Genomic DNA, 19,980 nt, shown 5'->3' with positions numbered 1-19,980 from the left:
AACATTCTTCAAGTTAAAAAAGAAGACCCTCTCTTTGTTACATGTCAGAAAAGGTCTTCTCGTATTTTATCCATTTTTTAAACAAAAATATATCAAGCTTTGGGACCTGTACTATCCCTTAAAACGAGTTCCGTTGGCAAAGTAACCTTTAAAGGTACTTCTCTCCCGCTTTTTAAGCGATCATACAAAAGCTTAACTGAAGTTTTCCCCATTTCCTCAGTCGGGATCTTGACTGTAGAAAGCGTTGGGTTTAAAAAGGCTGAAGCTTCGATATCATCAAAACTAATAACTGAAATATCTTCTGGAACTTTGATACCAGCTTCATGTAATGCCCGAATTACCCCTATCGCCATCGGATCACTCGCAACGACGAGCGCAGTAGGTAAAGATTCCTGTTCCATTAATTTTTTCATTAATGTATATCCACTCATTGGGCCAAACTCCCCTAGAAGGATGTGTTCTGATTGATACAATCCTTTTTCTTTCATAATACGCTCGTAGGTACTTTTCCGGATATCTTCTTTCTCTATCATTCTTCCATTATGAATGCTTCTGATTAATCCTTTTCCGCCTATATACGCAATTCGACTATGCCCCTGACTAAACAAATAGTTCATAATCTCACATGTTGCCGTTTCAAAATCTGCGATAACTACATCGCAATTCTCTTTTTCCGGTAAAAAATCCACAAATACAATGTTATTATTCTTATTATAAACCTGTTGCAGCTCTTTAATATTCACATCACCAAGAACAATGAGACCTTCCAAGTCAGCCATAATGGCAGATGAAAAATGACTCTTACCAATATTAAAAACAGAGGCAATGCTTAATGAGTATTCATTACATATACTTTCAATCCCCTTCCTAATGGACATAAAATAAGGATCAATTGCTTCATCATTGGCCAACACTAAGCCGATATTAGAAGACTCTTTTGCCTTAACTGATTTCGCTTTATTTCTTTTCACCGGCTGATAATTTAATTCACTCACTACTTCCAACACTTTTTTCCTTGTGTTCCCTGAAACCGAAAGGGATGGATCATTATTTAAAATCCTTGATACCGTTGCAGTGGAAACATTGGCCTGTTCTGCAATATCTTTTATCGTTGCCATCTTAATCATCTACTCCATTAATTTACTGTTTTTTATATAATTTTAGTAAACTTATATTTAAAACATACCAAAGAAATCGTTTTCAAACAATACTTTCCTTAAAACAAACAGAAACTCCGCAAATCTTCTGGTCATCCCTTTATTATTTCCTTTTGTTACTTTGCCTGTTCCAGTCTTACTACTTATTATTGCCGTATGAGTTTCTGGGGTACCGTCTTCCCAACGCTTTCTCCCTATTCCCAATAAATATGGTGCTGATCCTTATTTTGCAGCATCAGGAGTCCTGTTAACTACTTTGTTATGTATTGCTACTATTCCATATTAGCATAAAAACCGTACCTACTTACAGTACGGTCAAACGGCGATTCTCGATAAAAACTAACTTATACACCCGAGGATCATCAGCATTTATTGTTTGTAGTAAGGAGGAATGCGCAGCCATTCATGTCGTTCTAAATATTGTTTTAATGTTAAACCAGCCATCGTCTTTTTCATGATAATTTTAGAGAACATTAAACTAACATCCGCCCGAATTGATTCAGTAAGTCCCCTAGCAGCATAAGCAACTCCCTGAGCTAAATTATAGGACATTAAATTAGCAAGTTCCTCATCGTTTAATTTGGCGCCCTCTGGTATATCTCGGTAATCGCCAACGGGTTTTTCCGGAGTTGTTTGCGGAAGCGGAACCCCTTCTTTTTTTAGAAATTCGCTAATTTCATTTCTAATTGGGGTATGTACGTTTTCTTTTATATCCGTTAATATTTGCTTCAATTCAACATCTTGAGCAAGATTGCAGCCTAGTTCTTCATTGCGCATTGTAGTTTCTGTTGCTAAAAGAAAAAACCATAGGTTTGTAACTTCCATTACATTCAATGGTTTTTTCTCACCGTCCATAAATGGCTCAAAAGCATCATGAATTACTTCAAATAGTTTCATCTCTAAAAATCCCACCAGACTATATATATGATTTATTATAGTAGTATCTTTACCATTTGCTTATTAAAAATACTAATTGAAGTATTTTCCAAACAACTTTTCCGCTGTACGGGTAGCCAGTGCCTGTGTCGTAAGAGTTGGATTCGAACCGCCTAAGCTATTGTAATGTACACTATTATCAGAGATGTATAACCGTTTTACCTGGTATGCTTCGCAATCCTGATTAACGACAAAACCCATTCGCATTGTACTTTCCATGTGAATCATTACACCAGCCGGCCAATCAGACCAAATGATTTGTTTCGCTCCCGCTTTTCGCAAAATATCAGCTGTTATCTGAAACAGCTTGCTCCGTTTCCTTCTAGATCGTTCAGTAGGTGTATATTTCACGAAAGGAACAAACCCGTGTTCATCGCTAATAGAGGGGTGGAGCGTAATTCCATTTCGTGGATCGACTTCATCATCAGTAGTTATTAGTATCTGTAATGTTCTACGATAGTCTGCCATGACTTCGCTTAATTTCTGGCCAACAATACGGCCACGTGCATCCCACAGGTCATTCGGGCTGGGTGAATGTGAGAGATAAGATCCAGATTCACTCATACCATAAGAAAGAGAAGCGGTTAATCCCGGGCTCATCCCAACTGTTTGCACAGTCCCTAATCCAGGGTAATCTAATCTTGCCCCACATGTATGACCAACAAAAGGGTTCATATCTGAACTCCCCAAGATTGCATGTAAATCCTTTTCAGCAAATATCCCAGATACCCAATCCATATAATGATTAGTCAGTCCTTTTCCAACCCATGGATTGTGAGGCAGCGCTGAATTTAACCAAAGGCGCGGGCTCTCAATGCTGCCAGCGGCCATCACTACGACCTCTGCTTGTAACTCTTCCTGTGCTCCCGTCCATGTATCCCTTATTTGTACCCCCCTAGCACGTAATCCTTCAGAAGCGGAGGTTGTATCTGTTATTATTTTTATAGTAAAAGCATTTGGTCTTATTGTGACATTACCTGTCCTTAAAGCAAGCGGAACATAACTAACATCTGTTGAACGCTTCGCAATACTATCCACCGAGGGACCATGTGGGCAACCATTGATACAATGTCCTGCGAGAGTACAACCTTTCATCCAGGATAACTGCTCCAGGGAAACGTTCATATTTGTAAGGTTCTCATTAGGAGGCAAAATCGCATTGGGCTGGGGACGAAAGCCTGGTATTGTCACATCCAGTGTAGGAATCAGCTGCCACCCTGCCTTTTTCGCCCCATAATAGAATAACTCCTCTTTTGCGGTTGTCGGTGCGAAGTTAACTGGCAATGTGGCTTCAACCTTTTCGTAATAAGGAACTAGTTCTTGATAAGAGAGGGGCCATACATTGTCAATAGCTAATGGAAAGGCCCGGGGGGAATTTGCCGTATAATGTTGTGTCGTTCCTCCTACACCAGAGCTTTGCCAAATAATCTGTTTCTGCAGCATCTGCCGAAACCATGGAGGGCGGCTGCGATCTGCAGGTCCCCAGCGAAACCTGCCCGAAATCAAATCATCCATGTTAGCTTCATATTTGTTTAATAATTGTTTATAAAGGATTACATCCAAATCATCTGCGTTCGAGCTGGTTCTGGCTCCTGGCTGTCGATTTGGATGCAGCCATTTTTTGTTTCCATACCACGGACCTGCTTCTAGGACCAAAACTTTTAATCCCATCTCCCCAAGTTCTTTTGCGATGATGGCACCACCACCTCCCGCTCCAATTACGATCACATCCTGATCCTCCATTATGAACTTCCCTCCCTGTGCGGAAACTCTACTAAGAATCCACGAAAGTCACGATATCCAAAAGCCGGCCCCGGATATCCAGATTGAATCCAGCCAATCGGAAACTGCTCCATCCGCCTATAATCAGGCGGCAACAGACGTGTTATTCCATACGCGCTCCATTCTGAATAATAACCAAACAGGGTAAGCTGGCTCAGTACGTCCATCATATTACGAATAAGCCCCGGGTTATTTTGATAAGGTACAGGTAAGCTTTCAAGGGCAATTTTAAGCTGCTCCAACAGAGCAATTGTTCTTAATCGATCACCTGGCAAAAGGGCTGCAAATGATCCGCCCCCAAGAAATGCCCAAGCATTGAGAGGATATTTTATCTGACCTGACCAAATGAATTGAGTGGCTGCAGCATCTAGCAATTGTGCTGTTGCTTTTGCCATTGATGTATTAATTAGATTTAGCTGCTGTTTTATGGGAATAGTTAGAGAATGATCCAATGTCCAAATGATATATTCATAAACCTTTAAATCGAGTATCGCTACGGCCTGTGCAGCTCCCAATGTTGTAATCCAAAGAGTATCTGGGATAATCGCATGAACAAGCGCCTGAAAAGTTGCCCGGGTATGTAAGTCAAAAATTCCAACTTGCGATATCTTGCTCACCCCCTTAAAAAGCTTAAGAATCATTGATTTCCTTCTTTCATTTTATTTAGATGTTTGTCCTTCTATGTCAGGGAGTCGCTTGTATTTTGATTTATATCCTTGTTTAAACGATTAGGATAAGGAGTTTTAAACTTGAAAAATCCTTCATCATTTTATATTGTTTAATTATCATTAAAGATAGATTACAAAGAGATGAGGGACTACAATGGCAACACGATCAAGATACGTAGCCAGCTTTTCATTGGCAATTATGGGAACTGGTTTTATTATAACGTCGCTGTTTCATGACTCACTGGCAGGAACGATCCTACAAGGCGGGTTCGAAGCGGGACTAGTAGGAGGGTTGGCTGACTGGTTTGCAGTCACTGCATTATTCCGGCATCCAATGAACTTGCCCATTCCACATACAGCCCTGTTAACTAAAAACCGACAGAAGCTTACGGAAGGGCTCGTCTCCATGCTTGAAAATAAATGGCTTACAAAAACAAGTATCACTGATAAGATGAAAGAAATCCATTTGACAGAAAAGATATTCCTGATTATCGAAAAGGAACTGCATTCTGATTCAGTGAAACGAGGAATCACTACAGTCATCGAACATGCAATTCGTCGTGTCAATATAAATAAGATCGCTTCTTTTGTAGAGAAAGAAATTAAAAAGTATCTATATTCAATCCATACCAGTGCTTTGCTACAATCTGTAATCAATCAAGTACTCGCTCATAGCTATGATGAGAAAGCTCTGAATTACATTCTTATGAAGGCTAAAGGATGGGCAGAAAAGGATAGTGTTCGTAATGAACTTGGCAGTACGGCAATCAAGGCAATAGACCGTATAGAGCTGGATGGGTTCTTACAATTTGCAGTAAAATCCTTTATAAATGTAGTAGACGAAAACAAACTCGGCGGTATCATACAAGATTTTATTCTTAGGGGAATCGATGGTTTGCAAGAAACAGATAATAAAAACCGACAGGCGCTGCTCGAACAAATCCGTACAGAGCTAAAAAAAGTTCATGAGAATACAACATTTATCAAAGAACTGGAAGATTGGAAGGAACATCTTATTGAAAATTGGGATGCCACCGAGCAAATAACCAAAACTCTTGAGCAGATGCAGCAACAAGCATTATTCTCGATTAAAGACGGTGAGTTTGTTGACATGCATCTTCTACCCTTCTTAACACGTTTATTAAATAACACAAAAGAAAATCCAGTACATATGGGTGCTATAGAAAACTGGTTACAGAAGCAAGTTATCCAGTTTGTTGAAGCCAACCATTCAAAAATAGGCAAGCTGGTCCGAGAAAACTTGGATGCACTTGATGATCAAACCCTTATCGCTATGATAGAAAATGGTGCAGGAAAAGATCTACAGTGGATTCGAGTGAACGGAGCCATTTGCGGTTTTATGCTCGGACTTCTATTGGAGGTAATAAAAGCTACTACACCATTATGATAGCTGATATTCATTAGCAGGAATCTTGTAAAGGTAAACTACCCCTACCTTCTACTTATCTGTAATCGCGTCTTGAATGAAAGAATGGATACACAAAAAAAGTGGATATGTCTATTGAGACCTATCCACTTTTTTGCTATCCTTACATTTTAATATGATTTCGCAATACCGAACCACCTCTAGGTACTTTTCCCCCATTCCCTTTCATACCAAATAAAACTCGAAAAATAGATACCCGCGCAATAAGAAATTCATACAGGACCATAATAATTAAAAATGCAGCCACAATTAAGAATATCAACTTAAGCGGGATCGACCATGAAACACCCGCTATCAAAAAGCCTAGCAGAACAATAACAGGCTGGTGAAGAACATAAAATGGCATGGAAGCTTGATTTCCATATTTCAACCACCTATTTGAAACCGACAGATAGCGATCCCCCACTGCAAAAATGACTAGCAGCCAACTCCAACAATTTAGAGCCTTTACTACGGCTAGCAAGATAGATAACACCTCTCCTGAGGAAGACATACCTGCCATGAAACCATACATAAAAATGATAGTCGTCAGAATGGATACCATGATGTTAACAGGGAGCATCTTGTGAATGGCTGTCTTGAAGGATTCCTTGGTCAAGAAAAAATACCCGTATAAAAAAATAACTAAATAGAAGGTGATATCCCATCCCCCTAGTCTCACAGTATCCACTAGTACGGATACTATCATCAAAGGAATTGATAATAGAAAAAGATGCAGCACTTTAATCTCCCTTGAAACGGAAGGCTTCTTTTTAAGAAAGAGCGGCAGCGTAAACAAGCTGAATATTAAGAGCACCAAAAGATACCATAGATGCAGTCCGACGAAGGCAAAATTCCCGGTTCCACCTATGTCCAGATAGACACCATCAAAATACTGCGGGAGCCATGTCAAAAATGCCCCTGTATATTGCTCATGACTTACCCGTTCCATATATACTTGTGGAGGCGTTAAAATCATGACCCCAAATACAAGAGGAATTCCTAGCCGGACCATTCTTTCCTTTACATATTGCTTTCCCGTCTTTTTCTGAAGCGCATGGTAGGAGTTGATTCCTGACACTGCAAAGAAAATCGGCATTAGCCACGAGCTCATGAACAAGGAAATGGCTGTAATGTAGGTAGGGTCAGTTTCATTATTTTTTACATGCCATGGCCACGGATTAAAAAACATCAAACAATGATAAAGGAAAACGGCAAGTGTAGCTAATACACGAATCCAATCGAGATCATACTGTCTTTTCATTTTATTTTTTCTCCTCCAATACAAAAGAAATAGTTTCCTTTTTTCATCCCCACGCCCTAAAGTTAAATATACTTTATTCTTAAAATTTCTCGCTACGTCGAATGGTTTCCTGGCTAGAAATTTATCCTTTCTGAAAGTATGAAAAAAATCATAGGCTGTTTGCCTATGATTCAGAGTATATAAAGAGAAGAATACTTATCTTTATTAATCGAAGGGCTATTAGAAGCCGCTACTAAATAAACCTTCCCTTGCTAATTATATCCTAATTTTATATAAATTTTTAGGATTCAACTTTTACTGTAAATGGATAAGTGATCACTTTCCCTTGGAACTGAAACTCAGCCCATATTTTATATACACCGGGCTTAGCGAATGTTGTTTCAAATTTTGTGTCTGTCTGGGAAGCAGGATGGACATGGACATATGTTTCACCATGCTCATCTAAAATCACTACATGTCCCAAAGCTCCTAAATATGGCTCCGGCACTGTTCCATCTGCAAAGGAGAAGGAGAGTGTAATAGGTTCCCCTGCCTTGAAGGAATCAGGCTCCATTGTCAGTGTTTTTCCAGCTATTGTTTTTGTGAACTGTGTTTCAGGTGTCAATGCCGTTTCATGATGATGCTCCGCTGCATCTCCAACCTGCACAACAACCGGCTCCACCTGATAGTTTAAATCTTTTGGCTTAATGTCAATAAATGCTTTATATGTTCCTTCCTGTAACGGAAGCGCTACTTCAAACTTGCCGTCTCCTGCCTTTGTTGGGTGCACGTGATAATACTGCTGGAGGTCCTCGCTTACAATAATAAAATGCATTAGCTTCTCATGGTTGATTTCTAGGTCATTTACCGGTTGATTGGCACTGTCTGTTAATCCAATGTATAATGTACCGTCCTTATATTCTACCGTAGACTTTACTTCACTCACTTGCTGTTGCGGGTCATCATGACCTTCATGTGCATGCTCATCTGCTGCTGTTGCCGCATGCTGCTGTGAATGCTCCCCCTGCTCTGAAGCCGCATCCTCCCCGCTTATACTCTTCCAGGCAGCATACCCCCCGATGACAATGAGGAGATAGACAATTGCCGATATCAGCCATTTTTTCATTCTTTGCTCCTCCTTATAGCTTTACTCGTTGCAGACGCAGCGCATTGAGTACAACTGATACAGAACTAAATGCCATGGCAGCCCCCGCTACCCATGGTGCCAAAAATCCTAAAGCTGCTATCGGGATGCCCAGAGCATTGTAAGCAAACGCCCAGAATAAGTTTTGTTTAATATTGCGAATGGTTCTCTTGCTCATAAAAATCGCATCAGCAATACTGTTCAAATCACCTCTCATAAGCGTAAGATCCGCCGCTTCCATCGCCACATCCGTTCCAGTTCCGATGGCCATGCCAATGTCAGCAAGCGCCAAAGCTGGTGCATCATTAATCCCGTCTCCGACCATTGCAACTTTTTCCCCTTGCTCCTGCAGTTTCTTTACTTCTGCCGCCTTTCCTTCCGGCAGCACCTCTGCAATTACCTTCTCAATGCCAACCTGTTGTGCGATCGCCTGCGCTGTTTGTTTGTTGTCACCGGTGATCATGATAACATCCAAGCCCATTTCTCTTAATCGTGCGACTGCCTCTTTGGATGTTTGTTTAACAGTATCAGCCACTGCGATAATTCCCGCATACCGGTCATCAATTGCTACTAACATGACTGTTTTCCCTTGACACTCCAGCTGCTCCATTTTGTTTTCTGCATGTTCCATGGTAATATGATTATTTCTCAAGAGCTTGCGGGTGCCAATCATAACTGTCCGCCCCTCTACCGTAGCCTGCACCCCATAGCCTGGAATAGCTTCAAAAGCAGCAACTGTCTTATACGCAATGTTTCTCTTTCTAATTCCTTCTACAATCGCCTGCGCCAACGGATGCTCAGATTGCTTTTCTGCAGACCCTACTAAGCTCAAAACCTCTGCTTCGTGAAAACCCTCTGCAATAATCACATCTGTCAGCTCAGGCGTACCATTTGTAACAGTTCCTGTTTTATCTAAAATGACAGTATCCAGCTGATGTGTCATTTCCAAATGCTCGCCGCCTTTAAACAGGATGCCGAACTCTGCCGCCCGTCCGGATCCTGCCATAATAGACGTTGGCGTCGCTAATCCGAGTGCGCACGGGCAGGCAATCACCAGCACTGCTATTAGCTTCTCTAGCGCAACCGCAAACTCTCCTGGACTTACCCATACATACCATGTAAAAAAAGTGAGGATTGCAATTCCAACAACAATCGGAACAAAAATCCCGGAAATCTGATCTGCCAATCGCTGAATCGGTGCTTTTGATCCTTGCGCCTCTTCTACCACCTTAATGATTTGCGCTAACGCCGTATCACGACCTACCTTTGTCGCCTTGATTTTCAGAAATCCATTTTTATTAACCGTTGCTCCAATAACAGCATCTCCTACTGCTTTATCAACAGGAACACTCTCTCCAGTCAGCATGGACTCATCAAGAGCGGAGCGCCCCTCCGTGATAACACCGTCAACCGGCACCTTTTCCCCTGGTTTTACATACACAATGTCCCCGACCTGAACCTGTTCAAACGGAATTTCTATTTCTTGCTCCTTACGTAAAACTGTTGCCGTTTTCGCTTGCAGTCCCATCAATTTCTTAATCGCTTCAGACGAACGGCCTTTTGCTCTCGCCTCAAACAGCTTTCCCAGAAGAATGAGTGTAATAAGAACCGCACTTGTTTCATAGTACAATTCCACCATATGCGCGGCAGAGCCGATGGATAAAATCGTTAAGTATAAGCTATAAAAGTATGCTGCGCTCGTGCCAAGTGCCACAAGAACATCCATGTTGGCGCTTTTGTTCCGTAATGCTTTATAAGCTCCTATATAAAATTGCTTTCCTACTATAAACTGAACCGGTGTAGCAAGTGCGAGCTGCACCCAAGGGTTTATGAGCATATCAGGCAGCGGAATAAAAGATGTAAAAGAAAAATGACTTACCATTGCCCATAGTAAAGGTACGCTCAAAATAAGCGAAAATAAAAACTTTCCTGTTTGTGCGTCAAGCTCTTGCTGGCGTTGCTGGGCGATATCTACCGTTTTGTCGCCTTTTACTGTTGCTCCATACCCAAGCTTTTCTACTCGCTGGACCATTTCAATTGTTCCAACCTCTGATGGATTATACTCGACTGCAGCCGTTTCCAGTGCCAAGTTGACAGTTGCCTTAGTCACGCCCGGCAGCTTGTTAAGCCCTTTCTCAATTCGAGTTGCACAAGCCGCACACGTCATACCCGTGATGTCCAGTTCTGCCTTCTCATTTCTAACATGGTAGCCGAGAGCTTCTACCTTTTTCTGCAGCTCTTCTATATTAGTGGCTGCCGGATTGAATCTAACATTGGATTTTTCCAACGCAAAATTCACATTTGCTTCCACCACACCTGGCACTTTTTTGAGCCCTTTTTCAATGCGGCTGGCACATGCGGCACATGTCATGCCTTCAATCTGCAGGCTTACCTCCTGTTCGGTACTGCTCATATCCATTCCCTCCATATACCTGTGTAGGGTATGTCGTTTTTTCAAAAAAAGCGTGCAGTTACGCACGCTTTATGCTAATTCATACCCTTGATCATCAATTTCTTCCTTAATTGCTGTCAATGTTACCGTACTCGGCTCGAATTCTACCGCAACCGTTCCCTTAGCCAAGTTTACGTTCACATTATGAACACCGCTTAACTTCCCAACGCTTCCCTCAATTGCATTTACACAATGACCACAAGACATTCCGCCTACTTGTAAAATTACCTTTTCCATTATAAAGTTCCTCCCTTATTTTCATACATTTACCGACGATACTACAGGACCCGTTGACTCGATCATATTCGTATATCGGTTCATGCTTATTTGCTCTTCTTGATTACAATATACTATACCCCCCTAAAGTATGCAATAGGGCATTTAACTATTTTTTCATGTTTTTACGCTGCGGCCGACATCTTTACTCATAACATAGTGTTATTTTATCCTCGACAAGAAGTCCTACCTTGTAGTATGCGAAAAAGAGGTGATTCAATTACAACATCACCTCTTTTTACTTGAAATATTCTTCTTTATTTGGAAAACTGTTTAATCACGTTCATCAACTCTTGAATAGAATCTTCTCCATTTCCTTCACGAACAGCCTTAGACACACAATGCTTCGTATGGCGCTCCAATAAATTGAACCCTACTTTATTTAATGCGGCGTTAATCGCTGAAATCTGAACTAGGATATCTACACAATAACGGTTATCCTCCACCATTTTTTGCACACCGCGCACTTGCCCTTCAATACGTTTCAAGCGTTTAATGAGACTTTCAATTTCTCCCTCTGTTCTCGGAACCATCTTTTCATCTAGGCCGCTATCTTCACAATGCTCCATCTATATCACCTCATTTGTTGTGATAAACATCTTTATATACACTATACAGGTATTAGGTATGAAATCAATAGTAAAACTCTTTCCTTTTGAAAAACTTTTCATAGCAGTCCAACATCTTTTAATTACAGGTCTCCACAGCGGATAGAGACCCTGCATAAGGCGTCAAACAATGTTGTTTTGTTAAGTTAATTCAAATTTTACTTATACATATGTCTTCTCTAAGCTTGAGTGAACAGATTTTCGCTTAAACACTTCTTTCAAAGATGCTGAGCAGCCTGCTCCAATTCATTTGTCAATAGGTTGAATCATCTGCAAATTTTGAAAAAATCACAAGGAAGTTAGTTTTCATATTTTGAAATAAGAATATAAGGCGTAGGTTTAGTAAATTATATTAACCATGTTCTATCTACTATTCGCCCGACTATATGCTTAGGGAGGGATCGATATGAATATTTATCAGGCCATTTGGGATGCAGATATGGAAGGCAACGGGATAAGACCGATTTCAAGCAGTGAGGATAAAGATAAATCCCGAGGATACGTTGTTGTGAATACAAAAAATTGCCGTCCAGAACACCATATTCTAAAGGAAGTGTATATACCTGAAGAAAAAAGAAGCAGCTATCAATTAGTAGAAAAGCTTTTTAATAACTATGCATTAAATCAAAAAAACAAAGAGAAAAACACAATAAACGAATTAGTAGAAGTGGAAGACTTTTTAAAAATGGCCATTCAATCTTTTCCTAGTAGAATAGCAAAGCAATTTATTGAGGAAAAATCCAATCGGAAATTTAGCGAATTACAATGGTATACATATTTACATGACTTATGGTTCCGACAATTCAATTCAGAGAACGGGAAAGATTTATCAGGATTCGAGCATGTATTTATTGGGGAACAGCAAAGTAAAAGGCTCGTAGGACATCATTTTTGGTACAAGTATTGGCTTGAAGATAACGCAGACATAAATGAACATCGTCAAGATCAAATTGTAATGAATTGTTCAGTTCCCTCTGAACAAATTTGCAATACACTGGATGTCATTACAGTTGGATATCACTTAAAGGCCTTTGATTATCAAAAAAATCGTTTCGTTAAATTGATTAAAAAGAACTGCGGCTTTTTTGTTGGCGTAAGTGCTGAGGGTATTTTAGCATTAGGAGCTGTACGAGCTGCCTCTCAAGAATCTGCTGCTGAGGATGCTGTAATCAATGGGGTACATTATAAACTTGAGCTATCTAGAAGCCGTGACGGGAGAAGTATAAGAACTTTTTACCCTATCTATGTACCATCTTAAATTCCTCATACGTCTTATTGGCATTACAGCTTCTGATCTACTCGATAAACAAAACGCGTATTACCAGCTGAGTTTATTTGGTGATGTACAAGGCGAGCAACCTTCTCTACTGTCCTCGGACAATCAGGATGGCAAATAGCCATAGCCATCCCTTGCTGCTCCCCCATTGATTCCTCTTTTCATATTGCTTAAGCAAGTATTCTTCTTAGCTATTTTTTTGATAAGCATTGTGAAAAAAATCCTTCTTTTTGTAAGAATTTCTAACATTTTTTAATCCCTGGCACAAATCTTGAACTTTACTGAGATGGAAACCACATACAGATCTCCTTTAAGAAGGAACCTCCTAAAATAACACTACTCCTTACAATACAAGGAGCCTAGTCTTTTCACTTAAGTAACATTATATAAAATTACTTTTCATCAACTACTATAAATTGCTTCTTAACTATAAAGACAGTGACGCATTTCCACGAAAACACTCGACTTTTTCCTTCCTAAAACGATGCTAGGAGAAACATTCCACTTTGATGCTTATATACTTTTAGTTAGAAAGTACAAATAAAAACTCAAAAAATTCACATTTCTTCCAATGACTCTTAAAGAAACATCCTATAAACTAAATTTATGTTAAGTTTCATTACACAAAAAGATGCATTATATAACACGAACGATCGATTGTTACAAAATGTTTCATATTTATTATTGGCAGTCATTCAAAAAACTTATTTTCTAGAATCAGAGGGAGATTGGTACAGCAAAAGCATCGCATGAGCTCAATGTTAATAGTTACATACGCTACTGTTTATACACTCAGGGATACATTGTTTAGTATATGTCCCTGTTATTTTACCATTAATAAAAAGGGGTTAGATGCACAATGTCTACGAATTTAGCAAATCAAGTTATGGAAGAGACTCAGGTTCACTATACTGTAGGTGTGGATCAATCATTACAGCCAAAAACGAAAGAGAGCAGGTCAGTAGGCCCGATATCCTATATGTTTATGTGGATTGGGGACGGTGTTAATTTAGGTAACATGACACTTGGAGCTAGTTTGTTTGTAGCAGGAACTGCAACATTGAACATCTTTCAGACATTTATCGCAGCTGCTATAGCAATCGGTATCATTTCAACGTTATTTTCTTTAAACGACCGGGTTGGATATAGAACCGGAATACCATATGTTGTACAGCTCAGAATGTCATTCGGGATGAAAGGCTCTATCATATCATCAATTTTACGCGGCTTTCCGGCCGTAATTTGGTACGGCTTTCAAAGCTGGATTGGCGGCACTGCCTTAAATGAAATCGTAAAGGTAATTACAGGTGGCACCTTTGATAATGTTGCTATTTGCTTTGCCATAATTCAGGTGGTGCAAATCGCACTTTCGCTATACGGCTTTCATGCCATCAAATGGGTGGAAGTTCTTGCTTCTACTGTTATTATGCTAGCACTGATCTATGTATTTGGTATTCTTTTAACATCTTACAGCGATGTCATTACGGAAAAATGGGTTCATACAGAAGGATCATGGGGCTTACCATTCTTTTCATTCATCATGATGTTCTTAGGAAACTATGCAGCCATCTTTTTAAGCGCAGCTGACTATTCAAGAGAGCTCAAATCTGGCATTAGCGATGTAAAACGCGGCTTTTTATACTTCTCGCCGATTTTAATCGCATACGGCTTCGTCCTTACAATTGGCGCGATGCTTGCTTCAGCAACCGGCATTTCCAATCCAGTAAAGGCATTTGCAATAGTGGTAGATAATCCTTATATCACAGTAGGCGTATCCGCATTTATTGTTATAGGTGCGATTGCGGTAAATATGGTTGCCAATATCATTCCGCCAGCCTATGTTATTACTTTGCTTACAAAAATGAAATATAAACCTGCCGTTACCATAACAGGACTGCTGGCACTTTGCTCATTCCCTTGGGTGCTTGTACAGGATTCTTCAGCAAAAGGTCTTGGCATGTTCATTCTTGTATATTCCGCATTTTTAGGTCCAATTGTTTCTATTTTACTAGTGGAATATTACATATTAAGAAAACAAAAAGTAAATATTGCAGATTTGTATAAGGAAAATGGTCTATTTGCCGGATATAACCCATGCGCGCTGCTCGCGATGCTCATCGGTGCCGGCGCCGCCTTTATAAAGGTGGAGCTAGGATGGATTATAGGTGTTGCAGTGGCAGGTATTGCATATATTCTTCTAACAAAGTTTGCATTTCAAAATTCAAAATTTAAAAAGGGGACAATCTTCGAGAATTAATCGCAACCCGTTGATGCAATCCCCCTACAGAAGCAGATGCTTTTTCGTCACCGCCTTCAATACAGCCTTAATGTCTAGGTACAAATACAATGTAATACTTACAATTCCAAGTCGTATACGCTAGACTACTAGTTTCCTTTGACATAAAAATCCCTCTGATGGAAGAGTTTTTTAATACATGCCGAAAAAACTTTTGGAACCTTAGGCTAAGCCTAAGGTTTTCTTTTCGACTCTGGTTGAATACCGTCATCAGGCTACTTGATATCACTATCACCCACTTGGTAAAGACAATATCAGATCTTTTCTTTATGCTGAGTGGATATCTACTTTTCTTCCTTCTTTATGCCACTCCTTAAATTCAGCCGCCGCTTTGAAAAGTACGTCCGTTAATGAGTTAAGTGCCGTTTCAAAAGAGTCTTATAAAAACACCTACCCCTACCCAAACTACCTGCATAGCAATATCAGCTAGGATTCCAAATAAGCTGCATGCTAAAGGAGAAACAGCAGTGTGACAACACATACAAAGCTCTTTCCTCTATTTACAAGAAGCTGATCGGCATGCAAAAAACCTTTCTCCAACCATATTCAGAGAAAGGTTTTTACACTTTACTATCAACACGCAAGCTTATTTAACAACTGTACACCCCTCAGGCTTCAGCCAGCCACCAACAGGAGTTTGAGCTGCTAGCCTTCCATCCTTGAATACTGCATTTCCTCTGACAAAAGTCCCAACAACTTTGCACGGAAAAGTATGGCCTATATACAAGCTTTGTTTATGCTTGGCATAATAGTTTTCTTCCGTAACGAAATGAGATTCCTCTAAGGTAATAATCGCCAAATCAGCGTCTGCCCCTTCAGCAATTTTGCCCTTTCGATCTGAAAGCCCAAATCTCTCAGCGGGTGCTGATGCGGTCCACTTCGCTACTGTTTCAAATGGAATATTATACTGTAAAGCAAGCTCAATCATCGAAAGCAATGAGAATTGCCCGCCGCTAATTCCACCCCAAGCTTGGAATAAGTTATAAACATTAGGATCCTTTAAGTCATACGGACACGGAGAATGATCCGAAGAAATCATATCAAATTTATTATCAATTAATAGGGCAATTAATTTTTGTTGCTCCTCTTGTTCGCGCAGCGGCGGAGCACACTTAGCGATCGTACCTAATTCTCTTAAATGCTCATGGTTAAATAATAAATAATGCGGACAAGTTTCAACCGTTATATTCATTCCTTTTTGCTTCGCTTGTTCAATTTTTTCTATCGCCTTAGCTGAGCTAATGTGCACAAAATGAAGCGGGCAGCCCGTAATCTCTGCATAGTAAATGGCGCGTTCTACTGCCTCGACTTCGGCGATAATCGGACGTGTTTCTAAATAATCATCCGCGCTGCATTTTCCTTCCTTTTCCTTCTCTTCTTTTAACCAATTTGTAATAGCGGCACTCTCTGAATGAAGAGCTAACACCTTGTTGAGCTTAGCGATCATTTTCATCCCATTAAGCAAGGATATATCATCAACCGCTTCAAACTCCTTATTCCCTGTTGTAGAGAGAAATGCTTTAAAGCCGATCACACCCGATTCAGCAAGAGCCTCTAGATCCTTTTCATTTCCGGGTACAAGCCCGCCCCATAAGCTAAAATCAACAAAAGACTTTTCATTCCCTAACCTTGCTTTTTCATAAAGGGCAGCTTGATTCACTGTTGAAGGAATCCCATTTAATGGCATATCAAAATAGGTTGTGCACCCTCCTGCCGCCATCATCATGGAACCTGTATGGAACCCTTCCCAATGTTCTCTACCTGGTTCACTAAAATGAACATGCACATCAATCATACCCGGAAAAATATATTGGCCCTCGGCATCCCATATGAAATCCGCTTCATTCTGTATCCCCTTTTTAATAACAGCAATTTTCCCATCCTTAATGCCAATATCAGTTTCCACTACACCTGCAGGAAGAACTGCCTTTCCATTTATAATAATTACATCTAAATGTTCCATGCACATTTCTCCTTATCAATAAGATTATATTTTAATGAAAATCATTTTTGCACATTCCAATCACAACATACATTTTCAGTCTAAAACCGGACTAGATTTCTACTTCTTTTCGATTCCCTTAAAACTGAATGTTATATAAAATTACTTATTTACGTAATAAAACATTACTTATATTTTATATTTTATCGCTTCTATTCTGTTATTTCATTAGACGAAATGTGAATTTTTTATTTTTCCATTGTACCTTTTAACTAAAAAACATGAAAATTGTTATATTATCTGACATTAAGGGTGCATAACAAATATGAAATCAAAAAACTAGGCAAAAATTACACCTTCTTAAAGTGCAAGCAAACAAACCAAGCATTTAAAAAACGCTTGGTTTGTCCTCGATACTGTATATCTTCCGCCCTATACTGAAACAGGGTTTTGCAAGGATTTGAATCTATCAATGTGACACTCAACAACATCCCCGTCGCGAATCACCACAGACCCAGGTGTACCAGTCATAATAATATCACCTGGATATAATGTCATAATGTGAGAGAAAAACGACACAATCCACTCTGGCGGATAAATCATATTTGCAACAACGTTATGATGGTGCACTTCTCCATTTAAAACCGTTTCTACAGTAAGATCCTTTATCTCAGGAAACTCATCAGCAGTTATGAAATATGGCCCAAAACTGAAGAAAGTATCAAAGCTTTTTGATCGCTGCAAATAGCGGGGATTCTTTGCATGAATATCCTTTGCAGTCATATCTAAAGTGGTAGTAAAACCAGCTACAACGCTGTAGGCATCCTGTTCTTTCACATTTTTGCATGTTTTCCCAATAATAATCCCAAGTTCTGCCTCGGCTGTTACTTTACCGAACTGAGAAGGCAGTTTAATAACCTCTTCAGGACCAATCAGACTAGTATCTGGCTTCATAAAAATAACTGGTTCTTCCTCAGGTGGTTTACCTGATAACTCAATTGCTTTTTCCAGATAGTTCATGCCTACACCTAGTATTTTTCTAGGGATGCGATAAAGCGGTGCATAACTTATGTTTTCATCCGAAATATGAGGAAAATGACGCAATTTCTTTTGTCCCTCTTCCTTGTACCAAAGATTTATTTCCGTTAATTGCTCTTTCTGTAAAATCTGAAAAAGATCCGTGCTCCAATCTTTACTCTCCAGCTCATTGATTGTTTGCATCAAAATCGTCTGATTATCAGAAATGATTGCAGCAGTTTCTTCACCATTTACTTTCACTGTTGCTAGCTTCATATCCATTCTCCTTATCCGAATCGTAAAATATGATTTGTCCGATATTTTTATAACGCTTCCTCTTAACGATGTTTCAGTGATTTCAAATTGACTTCCCTTCTTGAACAAGCTCTTTCATGCGATCTTGATTTTTTCTTGTACCTAACGATTTAAAACGAATATTTTCTAGCAAAAGAGATAATAAAATCCCGACTAATAACCCATTACTGAATAACGGTCGCAAAACACTAGGAACGGTTTCGAAATAAGATAAAGGAAATGACATAAAAATAATTCCAATAAATAACGGAGCCGCCAAACGGTAAATATTGTCCGTACTTAAGTGAATTTGTGCAAAATACTGAAGTGATGTATGCAGCAAGCGTAGATAGGTAACAAATAAAACTGCACTTCCAACACTTAAAGGAAGCCTTGCCATTACCCCCGCGATAGCCGGAATTAGTCCCATTAGCATAAACATTCCACCGCCAATGATAAAAGGGAGTCTCTCCGAAATTTTAGTTTGGTTCAGAAAACCAATGGAGGATACATACGGAGCATAAGGAACCATCCCAAATAATCCCGCAATAATGGCGAATAACCCGCTGATCGTAAATGACCTTCCATATTGCTTTGCAGTCGACGTTGTTTTATAAATCTCATCGGTACCCTTTAGCGCTCCAAAAGTATTGGACGTGTTAATGAGACCCGCAGCAATGGCTATAACGATAACCCCTATATCCAGACTAGGCGCACCAAGAGGAAATAACTCAATGCTTATTTCTCCGGCAATATCGATGCCTTCCTTGTTATTAAACAACAAATCAAACAAGATCCATCCCACAATGATTCCGATTAACAATGAATATCTGCTCAATACAGGAGGTGCTTTAACGCTGAACACAATAACAGCAATGACAACAGCACTGGATAGCAAGAACAGGGACAAATCAATATGTGCTGATTCTGAGTGAGTCCCAAAAGGAATCCCTAACATTCCCTTGAGAAAGATTATATTTAATCTGCATCCTAGCAGAAACATAAATACAGCCATTACACCAGGGGTAAACAGCTTCGAAATGTGCTGTGAAAGGCCGCTCAGTCCGATAAGCATCGTGATGAGCCCAGAAATCATAATGCCAACAGCCAAACTTCCCCCAAGAGCAGTTAATGACAAGCCTTGAGAAGGTGCTGTGTAACAAAGACTTAAAATGACTCCCCACCACAATCCGGATTGTCCCTCCATCACGGCTCGTTTATGTCCCAAAACTGCTTGTAACATACAAGCTACCCCCGTAAAAAAGAACGAGAATTGAATGAGAGCGATAATTTTGCCTTGCGGAAGCTGAAAAGCGGCTCCTACAGTAATAGGAATTACAACTGTATTGGTGAAAAGAAAAAACAGCCATTGTAACCCGGCAAGCCAATGTTCCATTTTAAATAACGTTTTCATAAGTTCACCTTCTATACTATACCCTTGGAAAAATATAAAAAATAACCGC

At 39.8% G+C, this 19,980-nt stretch carries 16 protein-coding genes and 1 pseudogene; 3 read left to right on the top strand and 14 right to left on the bottom strand.

Going from position 1 to position 19,980, the window contains the following annotated elements; translation table 11 throughout:
* Positions 1-92 precede the first annotated feature (92 nt).
* From EP737_RS00515 to EP737_RS00500, 4 genes are all read right to left on the bottom strand, one after another.
* On the bottom strand, positions 93-1,118 hold the full coding sequence (locus EP737_RS00515) for a LacI family DNA-binding transcriptional regulator (protein ID WP_165350630.1): 1,026 nt from the start codon (positions 1,116-1,118) through the stop codon (positions 93-95).
* Between the two features lie 408 nt (positions 1,119-1,526).
* A complete protein-coding gene (locus tag EP737_RS00510; RefSeq protein ID WP_129725976.1) occupies positions 1,527-2,054 on the bottom strand; it encodes a DUF3231 family protein in 528 nt (175 codons plus the stop codon).
* Positions 2,055-2,126: 72 nt separating this feature from the next.
* The gene (locus EP737_RS00505; RefSeq protein WP_129725975.1) at positions 2,127-3,836 is read right to left on the bottom strand and encodes a GMC family oxidoreductase N-terminal domain-containing protein; all 1,710 of its coding nucleotides are present in this window, start codon (positions 3,834-3,836) and stop codon (positions 2,127-2,129) included.
* On the bottom strand, positions 3,836-4,516 hold the full coding sequence (locus EP737_RS00500) for a hypothetical protein (protein WP_246040123.1): 681 nt from the start codon (positions 4,514-4,516) through the stop codon (positions 3,836-3,838). Before EP737_RS00500 ends, EP737_RS00505 begins: the two co-directional genes overlap by 1 nt.
* Positions 4,517-4,697: 181 nt before the next feature.
* On the opposite strand from EP737_RS00500, the gene EP737_RS00495 reads away from it, so the two are divergent.
* Positions 4,698-5,951 carry a DUF445 domain-containing protein gene (locus EP737_RS00495; protein ID WP_129725974.1) on the top strand — a complete coding sequence of 418 codons (1,254 nt, stop codon included), beginning with the start codon at positions 4,698-4,700 and terminating at the stop codon, positions 5,949-5,951.
* Between the two features lie 142 nt (positions 5,952-6,093).
* On the opposite strand, the gene EP737_RS00490 is transcribed toward EP737_RS00495, so the two are convergent.
* The 5 genes from EP737_RS00490 to EP737_RS00470 form a co-directional block, all read right to left on the bottom strand.
* On the bottom strand, positions 6,094-7,233 hold the full coding sequence (locus EP737_RS00490) for an acyltransferase family protein (protein ID WP_129725973.1): 1,140 nt from the start codon (positions 7,231-7,233) through the stop codon (positions 6,094-6,096).
* Positions 7,234-7,513: 280 nt separating this feature from the next.
* A complete protein-coding gene (locus EP737_RS00485) occupies positions 7,514-8,338 on the bottom strand; it encodes a hypothetical protein (RefSeq protein ID WP_129725971.1) in 825 nt (274 codons plus the stop codon).
* A 13-nt stretch (positions 8,339-8,351) separates the two neighbouring features.
* The gene (locus EP737_RS00480; protein ID WP_129725969.1) at positions 8,352-10,769 is read right to left on the bottom strand and encodes a heavy metal translocating P-type ATPase; all 2,418 of its coding nucleotides are present in this window, start codon (positions 10,767-10,769) and stop codon (positions 8,352-8,354) included.
* A gap of 69 nt (positions 10,770-10,838) precedes the next feature.
* Positions 10,839-11,045: a copper chaperone CopZ gene (gene copZ / locus EP737_RS00475; protein WP_129725967.1), complete on the bottom strand. Its 207-nt coding sequence runs from the start codon at positions 11,043-11,045 to the stop codon at positions 10,839-10,841.
* Positions 11,046-11,341: 296 nt separating this feature from the next.
* The gene (locus tag EP737_RS00470) at positions 11,342-11,653 is read right to left on the bottom strand and encodes a metal-sensing transcriptional repressor (RefSeq protein WP_129725965.1); all 312 of its coding nucleotides are present in this window, start codon (positions 11,651-11,653) and stop codon (positions 11,342-11,344) included.
* 445 nt (positions 11,654-12,098) lie between these two features.
* Between EP737_RS00470 and EP737_RS00465 the strand changes: the two genes are divergently transcribed.
* On the top strand, positions 12,099-12,950 hold the full coding sequence (locus EP737_RS00465; RefSeq protein WP_129725963.1) for a hypothetical protein: 852 nt from the start codon (positions 12,099-12,101) through the stop codon (positions 12,948-12,950).
* A 23-nt stretch (positions 12,951-12,973) separates the two neighbouring features.
* Here the strand turns inward: EP737_RS00465 and EP737_RS25265 are convergent, their stop codons facing one another.
* On the bottom strand, positions 12,974-13,117 hold the full coding sequence (locus EP737_RS25265) for a hypothetical protein (protein ID WP_165350629.1): 144 nt from the start codon (positions 13,115-13,117) through the stop codon (positions 12,974-12,976).
* A gap of 710 nt (positions 13,118-13,827) precedes the next feature.
* On the opposite strand from EP737_RS25265, the gene EP737_RS00460 reads away from it, so the two are divergent.
* Positions 13,828-15,225 carry an NCS1 family transporter gene (locus EP737_RS00460; RefSeq protein ID WP_129725961.1) on the top strand — a complete coding sequence of 466 codons (1,398 nt, stop codon included), beginning with the start codon at positions 13,828-13,830 and terminating at the stop codon, positions 15,223-15,225.
* 306 nt (positions 15,226-15,531) lie between these two features.
* Here EP737_RS00460 and EP737_RS00455 read toward each other — a convergent pair.
* The 4 genes and pseudogenes from EP737_RS00455 to EP737_RS00440 all read right to left on the bottom strand — a co-directional run.
* Positions 15,532-15,721: pseudogene (locus EP737_RS00455) on the bottom strand (serine/threonine transporter SstT); the annotation flags it as partial.
* A gap of 129 nt (positions 15,722-15,850) precedes the next feature.
* Complete coding sequence (locus tag EP737_RS00450; protein ID WP_129725959.1) at positions 15,851-17,227, bottom strand: allantoinase; 1,377 nt, start codon at positions 17,225-17,227, stop codon at positions 15,851-15,853.
* 411 nt (positions 17,228-17,638) lie between these two features.
* Positions 17,639-18,499 carry a fumarylacetoacetate hydrolase family protein gene (locus EP737_RS00445; RefSeq protein ID WP_129725957.1) on the bottom strand — a complete coding sequence of 287 codons (861 nt, stop codon included), beginning with the start codon at positions 18,497-18,499 and terminating at the stop codon, positions 17,639-17,641.
* Positions 18,500-18,581: 82 nt separating this feature from the next.
* On the bottom strand, positions 18,582-19,931 hold the full coding sequence (locus tag EP737_RS00440; RefSeq protein WP_129725955.1) for a uracil/xanthine transporter: 1,350 nt from the start codon (positions 19,929-19,931) through the stop codon (positions 18,582-18,584).
* Positions 19,932-19,980 lie beyond the last annotated feature (49 nt).

The sequence above is a fragment of the Ectobacillus funiculus genome, assembly GCF_004138295.1.
Classification (GTDB): Bacteria; Bacillota; Bacilli; order Bacillales; family Bacillaceae_G; genus Ectobacillus; species Ectobacillus funiculus.
Note: the sequence above shows the minus strand (reverse complement) of the source record. Positions and strands in the feature narration are given on the sequence as shown.

Bases quoted from the DNA above. Each gene is read 5' to 3' on its own strand.
- EP737_RS00480 (WP_129725969.1), bottom strand. From the start codon at position 10,769: ATGAGCAGTACCGAACAGGAGGTAAGCCTGCAGATTGAAGGCATGACA.
- EP737_RS00465 (WP_129725963.1), top strand. From the start codon at position 12,099: ATGAATATTTATCAGGCCATTTGGGATGCAGATATGGAAGGCAACGGG.
- EP737_RS00500 (WP_246040123.1), bottom strand. From the start codon at position 4,516: ATGATTCTTAAGCTTTTTAAGGGGGTGAGCAAGATATCGCAAGTTGGA.
- EP737_RS00460 (WP_129725961.1), top strand. From the start codon at position 13,828: ATGTCTACGAATTTAGCAAATCAAGTTATGGAAGAGACTCAGGTTCAC.
- EP737_RS00440 (WP_129725955.1), bottom strand. From the start codon at position 19,931: ATGAAAACGTTATTTAAAATGGAACATTGGCTTGCCGGGTTACAATGG.
- EP737_RS00470 (WP_129725965.1), bottom strand. From the start codon at position 11,653: ATGGAGCATTGTGAAGATAGCGGCCTAGATGAAAAGATGGTTCCGAGA.
- EP737_RS00505 (WP_129725975.1), bottom strand. From the start codon at position 3,836: ATGGAGGATCAGGATGTGATCGTAATTGGAGCGGGAGGTGGTGGTGCC.
- EP737_RS00450 (WP_129725959.1), bottom strand. From the start codon at position 17,227: ATGGAACATTTAGATGTAATTATTATAAATGGAAAGGCAGTTCTTCCT.
- EP737_RS00515 (WP_165350630.1), bottom strand. From the start codon at position 1,118: ATGGCAACGATAAAAGATATTGCAGAACAGGCCAATGTTTCCACTGCA.
- EP737_RS00510 (WP_129725976.1), bottom strand. From the start codon at position 2,054: ATGAAACTATTTGAAGTAATTCATGATGCTTTTGAGCCATTTATGGAC.
- EP737_RS00485 (WP_129725971.1), bottom strand. From the start codon at position 8,338: ATGAAAAAATGGCTGATATCGGCAATTGTCTATCTCCTCATTGTCATC.
- EP737_RS00445 (WP_129725957.1), bottom strand. From the start codon at position 18,499: ATGAAGCTAGCAACAGTGAAAGTAAATGGTGAAGAAACTGCTGCAATC.
- EP737_RS00495 (WP_129725974.1), top strand. From the start codon at position 4,698: ATGGCAACACGATCAAGATACGTAGCCAGCTTTTCATTGGCAATTATG.
- EP737_RS25265 (WP_165350629.1), bottom strand. From the start codon at position 13,117: ATGGGGGAGCAGCAAGGGATGGCTATGGCTATTTGCCATCCTGATTGT.
- EP737_RS00490 (WP_129725973.1), bottom strand. From the start codon at position 7,233: ATGAAAAGACAGTATGATCTCGATTGGATTCGTGTATTAGCTACACTT.
- copZ (WP_129725967.1), bottom strand. From the start codon at position 11,045: ATGGAAAAGGTAATTTTACAAGTAGGCGGAATGTCTTGTGGTCATTGT.